Consider the following 5,920-nt stretch of genomic DNA (forward strand, 5'->3'; position numbering starts at 1 on the left):
TCCCTTGAAGCCACGTCTCCTGCCTTATGACCTCCCATACCATCTGCAACAATAAAAAGGTTAGGGAGCTTTCCTATTGGTTGTGTAGATACAAAAATACTATCCTGATTAATAGTTCTCATTAAACCTACATCAGTTTTTCCAAATGCATTAATTTTAATATCTGCCAATGATTTTCCTCCCTTCTAATCCTTTAATATTTTTCCGGACATAACCTCATTTCTAAGCTGTCCGCACGCTCCGTTAATGTCTCTGCCCATTTCTCTTCTTATAGTAACATTTATCTTATTTTTTTCAAGTATTGATTTAAAATGTTGTACCGCAGCTTTATCCGGCTGGGTCATTTTCCTCTCTTTAATGGGATTTACAGGAATAAGATTAACGTGGCAGTTTATTCCCTTAACAAGACCTACCAGTTTAAGGGCTTCATCCGTATTGTCATTTACTCCTGCAACTAAACTATACTCAAAAGTAATTCTTCTTTTAGTTTTGTTAAAGTAATAAACGCAGGCATCTAAAATTTCATTTATTGAATATTTGTATGCTATAGGCATTAACTTCTTTCTTGTTTCATCATCTGATGCATGAAGGGAAAGTGCCAATGTAATCTGCGGATGCATATCTGCTAAACGTTTTATGTTAGGCACTATTCCACAGGTTGAAAGAGTTATGTTTCTCTGACTTAAATTCTTTCCGTTTTCGTCTGTAATCATTTCAATAAATTTTGTTACATTATCAAAATTATCCAAAGGCTCACCACTGCCCATTAAAACAATGTTGGATACCTTTTCATTTATGTCTCTTTCAATGGAATAAATTTCATCAAGCATCTCTGACGGAGTCAGGTTTCTGTCTAATCCCTTAAGGGTTGAAGCACAAAACTTACATCCCATACGGCATCCTGACTGGGTAGATATACATACTGAATTGCCGTGATGATAACGCATCAGAACACTTTCAATAACAGAACCGCCTTTTATTTCTGATATGTATTTTCTTGTGCCGTCAATTTTTGAAACCAAAACCTGTATCTGATTTACATTTCTTATTTCATATTCCCTGCTTAACTTCTCCCTTAAGCTTTTGGAAATATTAGTCATTTCATCAAAGCTTCTTACGGTTTCCACGTGAAGCCATCTGTATATCTGACCTGCCCGAAAGGGCTTTTCACCCATTTTCGTTAATTCTTCTTTTAATTCTTTTAAATTATATGACTTAATATCTTTTAATTCACTCATATTTTCTTAAATGCTGATACGAAAAAACCATCCATACCATATTCTCCCGGATAAATTTGTACATAACCCTTATCTCCGCCCAGTTGCTTTGGTAAAATGCCTGCAAGAGAAACCGGGGTAAGGGGGAGATTTTCCGTTATCCACCTTACATTTTCATCATTTTCATATTTATTAACGGTACAGGTCGAAAAAACCAGTGTCCCGCCTTTTTTTAAATATTTACATGACACCTGCAAAATCTGTCTCTGTAATTTAACAAGTTCCTTTATTTGTGCTAATGACACATTGTATTTTATGTCATTTTTCTTTCCCATAACTCCAAGACCTGAGCAGGGCAAATCCGCCATTACCACATCAGCAGCTTCTATGGATTTTTCATCTAAGACTGTTGCATCCATCACGGTTGTTTTAATATTTTTATAACCCATCCGTGATACATTTTCATTTATCAGGCTGATTTTATATGGTGTTAAATCCCTTGAGTCAACCATTCCTGTCTGCCCAATAATATCAGCCATATGCATGGTTTTTCCACCGGGAGCTGCGCATACATCTATAATGTAATCACCTTTTTTAGGATTGGCACTAAGTCCCGCCATCATGGAGCTTAAATCCTGAACTGTAATCATTCCCTTTGAAAAAGCCTCTAAGCTGTTTAAATTATCGTAATCCCAAATTAATAATGCCTTGTCATATAGTGGGCTTTTTTCCACCTTAACACCACTGTTTTCTAAGATGCTTATTACTTCTTCCACTGTAGCCCTGCCGGTGTTTACCCTTACTGTGGTTCTTCTGTCAGAATATATGGAGGTAAGCATTTCCTTTGTTTTATTAATGCCATATTCCTGTGTCCATAATTTAATTATCCATTCCGGCATGGAATAATTCACTGAAAGTTTTTTTTCCTCATTAACAGGATATTTAATATCCTCTATATTTCTTGCAATATTTCTAAGAACTCCGTTTACAAAGCCCTTAAGTCCCGAAAATTTTCTTTTTGCCGTTAACTTTACCGCTTCATTACACACTGCCGAAACCGGAACTGATTTCATATACTTTAACTGATAAACAGAAAGTCTAAGTATGTTTCTTATAACCGGCTTCATTTTTTTAACAGGTGTTTTTGAATAAATGTTTATAATATAATCAAGTTCAATTTGTCTCTCTAATGTTCCCTGAAATAATCTGGTAATAAATGCTCTTGTCTGTTTATCAATATCCTTATACCCGTCTAGTGTATTTTTAAGCACTATATGACTTTTTTCACCATTTTCAGTTTTTTCAAGCATTGTTAATACCACATTTCTTGAATTAACATTACATGAGACATTTTTAGTCATCTCTTCTTCCTCCAAACAGTATTATAAGTCTTAAGAGCTGTAAAATTGATGATGCTGCCGCTGCCACATAAGTAAGGGCTGCCGCACCTAATACTTTCCTTGTATATTTAAGCTCCTGACTTCCAAATATGCCTGTACTTTCTAATACTTTTATGGCTCTTCCTGATGCATTAAACTCTACAGGAAGAGTTACTATCTGAAATATTACTGCCAATGAAAAGGCAAAAATACCGATATTTATTATTGTCTGTCCTGTTCCCTGTCCAAAGAATATTAATCCTGCAATTATAAGTAACCAGGACAATCTTGCTCCCCAGTTTGCAAAAGGAACCAATGCATTTCTCACTGCAATAGGTGTATATCCCTTCTGATGCTGCATTGCATGACCACATTCATGAGCTGCCACACCTATGGCTGCCACACTGGTGCTGTTATAAGTAGCATCTGACAGACTAAGTACCTTATTTGAAGGATTATAGTTATCTGTTAAATCCCCTGAAACATGTCTTATCTGTACATCATATATTCCCTGAGATTCCAATATTTTAGCTGCTGCCTGTGCCCCTGTAAGTCCTGAATTACTTCTGTATCTTGAATACTTTTTAAAGGTTGAGTTTACATGTGCTGAAGCTGCCATGCAAATCACCATACCTATAATAATCAAAATATATGTTGGGTCAAAATAAAATCCATATAGCATAAAAACACCTCCTAGTATATTAATCTCCCAAATGGTGTGCATTTATTTCATATCCGTTTAAAAATGCAGAAACTTCCATTCTCTTCTTTCCTTCCAGCTGTATTTCCTGTAAAATCAGGAAATTTTCTCCTGTTGCCACCTTAATGCCCCTTTTTGAAACTTCCATTATTTCTCCCGGAGCTTTATCTGTAGAACCTTCCTCTACCTTTGCCTTCCAGATTTTAAGAGTTTTTCCATTAAGGGTTGTATACGCACTTGGCCATGGATTTAACCCTCTTATTAAACGTTCAATTTCCACTGCAGGCTTTGAAAAATCAATATTTCCCAGTTCTTTTGTTATTTTTCCCGCATAGGTGGATAAGGAATCATCCTGCTTAGTTCTTTCTGCTGTGCCTTGTTCTAACTTGTCAAGAGTTTCTATTATAAGCTTTGCCCCTTCTTGAGACAAGGCATCAAACAGGCTCCCTCCTGTTTCGTCATCTCTTAATTTAACTACACTTGTATCTATAATGTCACCTGTATCAAGACCTTCTGCCATATACATTGTGGTAACTCCTGAATACTCTTCACCATCAATAACTGCCCACTGTATAGGTGCAGCTCCACGGTACTTAGGTAAAAGCGATGCATGCACATTAACGCATCCGTATTTTGGCAAATCGAGAATTTCTTTCGACAAAATCTGTCCAAACGCAATTACCACAATTACATCAGGCTTTAGATTTCTTAAAATTTCCACAAACTCCTTATCTTTTACCTTTTGTGGCTGATATACCGGAATATTAAGCTCCACTGCCGTTTCCTTTACAGGAGTAAACTGCATTTTGTGACCTCTTCCCTTTGGTCTGTCCTGCTGGGTAACAACTGCCGTTACATCATGCTTACCGGCTATAGCCTTTAATGCAGGTACGGAAAAATCCGGTGTTCCCATAAATACTACTTTCATGTATTCACCCCCTGACTATTCTTCATTATTTTCGTACAACTCTTCGTTGTCGTATAATTTTCCTTCCACCTTATCTACATACATAACTCCATCTAAGTGATCATTTTCATGAAGTATGCATCTGGCTAACAATCCTTCTGCCTCTAATTCAAATTCTTCCATGTTTTCGTCTAAGGCTTTTACCTTTACATTATTAGCTCTTGTAACCATTCCTGATTTTCCAGGAACGCTCAAGCATCCTTCATATCCTGCCTGAATACCAGCTCTGTCTATTATTTCAGGATTAATAAAAACATATGGAACGCTGTTTCCCTCCTCATCTCCACAGTCCACAACAAATATTCTCTTTAAAATTCCCACCTGTGGTGCCGCTAAGCCTACACCATTTGCCTCATACATGGTATCAAACATATCTTCAATTAATATCTTAGTACGGGAATTCATTTCCTTAACCGGCTTGCATACCTTTCTAAGACATGGTTCTCCTAATTCTCTTATATTTCGTATTGCCATTTTCTTCTCCTTAAATAAATTGTCAATTTATACTTTAAAATCAAATTGTACATTAACATTTTTGAAATTTTGTGAACAGTTTATTACATCTTCTAAACTATCTTTTAAATCTATTAATTCTTTTCTTGTTATTCCCTTTAAATATATTATTCTTCTATGAACATCATTAACCTTTGAAACCGGTGGTTTTGCCGGACCTATAATCATAAGCTTATTATAATGTTCATCTCTTTTCTTCTTTATGATTTCAGTAATATATTCCGTGGCAATGTTTAATTCCCTTTGGTCTTTTCCCTGTAAAAATACGGAAATCATATTTGCCACCGGAGGATATGACATAAGCTTGCGGTAGGCTATTTCCTCCTGATAAAACTCCTCATAGTCCTGATGACTTGCAGCTTTTATACTATAATTATCCGGGGAATATGTCTGAATAACCACATCTCCTAAGCTTACTCCTCTTCCGGCTCTTCCTGCCGCCTGACATAAAAGCTGGAAGGTTCTCTCTGCTGCCCTATAATCAGATGCATATAAAGACATATCTGCTGCTAACACTCCCACTAAGGTTACGTTAGGGAAATCATGCCCCTTAACAATCATCTGGGTTCCCACTAGTATATCTGCTTCGTGATTGGCAAAAGCTGAAAGTATTCTGTCATGGCTTCCTTTTTTAGATGTGGTATCTGCATCCATTCTAAGAACTTTTGCTGTGGGGAACATTTTCTTGACTGCCAATTCTATCTGCTGGGTTCCTATTCCAAAGCCACCAATATTTTTAGAGCCACATCCCGGACACAATCCCGGCATCATTTCCGTGTGTCCACAATAATGACATACTAATTTTCTATTGGTGTGAAGTTTTAAGGTAACATCACAGTGTGGACATTTAATTGCCTCACCACAATCCCTGCAGGATACAAATCCCGCATATCCTCTTCTGTTAATAAACAGCATTGTCTGCTGTTTTTTCTGTAATCTGTCTTTAATTAATTCACTTAATTTTACACTAAATATAGACTTATTATCATTTTTTAACTCTTCCCTTAAATCCACAATGGAAACTGTGGGAAGATTTCCTTTTTCCCTTGATGTAAGTTTATGAAACTTATATATGCCTTTTTTTGCCCGGTAATATGACTCAAGAGATGGTGTGGCTGAACCTAAAACAATGGCAGCTCCCGTA

6 protein-coding genes are annotated in these 5,920 nt (G+C 36.5%); all 6 read right to left on the reverse strand.

All coding sequences use genetic code 11. The annotated features are described in order from the left end of the window. Positions 1 to 185: 185 nt before the first annotated feature. Positions 186 to 1,238 carry a 23S rRNA (adenine(2503)-C(2))-methyltransferase RlmN gene (rlmN, locus tag Q5O30_RS08500; RefSeq protein ID WP_021953327.1) on the reverse strand — a complete coding sequence of 351 codons (1,053 nt, stop codon included), beginning with the start codon at positions 1,236 to 1,238 and terminating at the stop codon, positions 186 to 188. Further along, positions 1,235 to 2,578: a 16S rRNA (cytosine(967)-C(5))-methyltransferase RsmB gene (gene rsmB, locus Q5O30_RS08505; RefSeq protein ID WP_021953328.1), complete on the reverse strand. Its 1,344-nt coding sequence runs from the start codon at positions 2,576 to 2,578 to the stop codon at positions 1,235 to 1,237. The genes rlmN and rsmB overlap by 4 nt, the downstream gene beginning before the upstream one ends. Next, complete coding sequence (locus tag Q5O30_RS08510; RefSeq protein ID WP_021953329.1) at positions 2,571 to 3,278, reverse strand: zinc metallopeptidase; 708 nt, start codon at positions 3,276 to 3,278, stop codon at positions 2,571 to 2,573. Before Q5O30_RS08510 ends, rsmB begins: the two co-directional genes overlap by 8 nt. Before the next feature lie 19 nt (positions 3,279 to 3,297). Further along, on the reverse strand, positions 3,298 to 4,224 hold the full coding sequence (gene fmt / locus Q5O30_RS08515; protein WP_021953330.1) for a methionyl-tRNA formyltransferase: 927 nt from the start codon (positions 4,222 to 4,224) through the stop codon (positions 3,298 to 3,300). Between the two features lie 15 nt (positions 4,225 to 4,239). Further along, a complete protein-coding gene (def, locus tag Q5O30_RS08520) occupies positions 4,240 to 4,737 on the reverse strand; it encodes a peptide deformylase (protein WP_021953331.1) in 498 nt (165 codons plus the stop codon). 27 nt (positions 4,738 to 4,764) lie between these two features. Then, the coding region (priA, locus tag Q5O30_RS08525; protein WP_302674662.1) for a primosomal protein N' at positions 4,765 to 5,920 on the reverse strand (1,156 nt) is incomplete at its 5' end.

It is taken from the genome of Eubacterium sp. CAG:161 (assembly GCF_000432355.1).
Classification (GTDB): Bacteria; Bacillota; Clostridia; order Lachnospirales; family Lachnospiraceae; genus Eubacterium_G; species Eubacterium_G segne.

Bases quoted from the DNA above. Each gene is read 5' to 3' on its own strand.
- rlmN (WP_021953327.1), bottom strand. From the start codon at position 1,238: ATGAGTGAATTAAAAGATATTAAGTCATATAATTTAAAAGAATTAAAA.
- rsmB (WP_021953328.1), bottom strand. From the start codon at position 2,578: ATGACTAAAAATGTCTCATGTAATGTTAATTCAAGAAATGTGGTATTA.
- Q5O30_RS08510 (WP_021953329.1), bottom strand. From the start codon at position 3,278: ATGCTATATGGATTTTATTTTGACCCAACATATATTTTGATTATTATA.
- fmt (WP_021953330.1), bottom strand. From the start codon at position 4,224: ATGAAAGTAGTATTTATGGGAACACCGGATTTTTCCGTACCTGCATTA.
- def (WP_021953331.1), bottom strand. From the start codon at position 4,737: ATGGCAATACGAAATATAAGAGAATTAGGAGAACCATGTCTTAGAAAG.